The sequence below is a fragment of the Mesorhizobium sp. M4B.F.Ca.ET.089.01.1.1 genome, assembly GCF_004022605.1.
In the GTDB taxonomy this organism is placed as follows: Bacteria; Pseudomonadota; Alphaproteobacteria; order Rhizobiales; family Rhizobiaceae; genus Mesorhizobium; species Mesorhizobium abyssinicae.
In genome coordinates, this window is the sequence record NZ_RZOS01001109.1 from 1 (window position 1) to 702 (window position 702).

The 702-nt window shown below is 66.1% G+C and carries 2 protein-coding genes and 1 pseudogene; all 3 read left to right on the forward strand.

The features are described from left to right. Positions 1–348 (forward strand): CDP-alcohol phosphatidyltransferase family protein (locus EN780_RS36290; RefSeq protein WP_348631299.1); only part of this gene is annotated, 348 nt, incomplete at its 5' end. Between the two features lies 1 nt (position 349). Further along, positions 350–607 carry a molybdopterin converting factor subunit 1 gene (gene moaD, locus EN780_RS36295; protein ID WP_128276599.1) on the forward strand — a complete coding sequence of 86 codons (258 nt, stop codon included), beginning with the start codon at positions 350–352 and terminating at the stop codon, positions 605–607. 4 nt (positions 608–611) lie between these two features. Beyond that, positions 612–702: pseudogene (locus EN780_RS41155) on the forward strand (molybdopterin synthase catalytic subunit); the annotation flags it as partial.

Genomic DNA, 702 nt, shown 5'->3' on the forward strand with positions numbered 1-702 from the left:
GTTGGAGGTCTGCTGCTGCTTGCCGCCGATACCGACCGCCATGCCGGCATCGCCGGCTGGTCGCTGTGGGCGGCGATCATCATACTGTGCCGCGAGATCCTGGTCTCGGGCCTGCGCGAATATCTGGCGGCCCTCAAGGTCTCGGTGCCCGTCACCCAGCTCGCCAAATGGAAGACCACCATCCAGATGGTCGCCATCGCCTTCCTGCTCGCGGGTCCCGCCGGCGACAAGATCTTCCCGCTGACCACCCAGACCGGGCTGGTGCTGCTATGGATCGCGGCGCTGGTGACGCTCTACACCGGTTACGATTATTTCCGCGCCGGCCTCAAGCACATCATGGACGAGTGAGATGGCCACCAAGCTCATCTATTTCGCCTGGGTGCGCGAACGGATCGGCAAGCCGGAGGAGGATGTCGAACTTCCAGCCGGCATCGAGACGGTGGCCGACCTGCTGCGTTGGCTGAAGTCGCGCGGCGAGGAGTACGAGAACGCGCTGCAGTTTTCCGACGTCATCCGCGTCGCCATCAACCAGGAACATGTCGGCCACCGCGAGAAGATCGCGGGCGCGCGCGAGATCGCGCTGTTCCCGCCGATGACCGGGGGCTGAAACCGTGCCCGGCGCCGTGCGGCCGACCGTGCGCATCGAGGCGCAGGATTTCGACGTCGCCGCCGAGATTGCCGGACTGACCACGGGGCGTGCCG

Coding starts and splice junctions, on each gene's coding strand:
- moaD (WP_128276599.1), top strand. CDS start 350: ATGGCCACCAAGCTCATCTATTTCGCCTGGGTGCGCGAACGGATCGGC.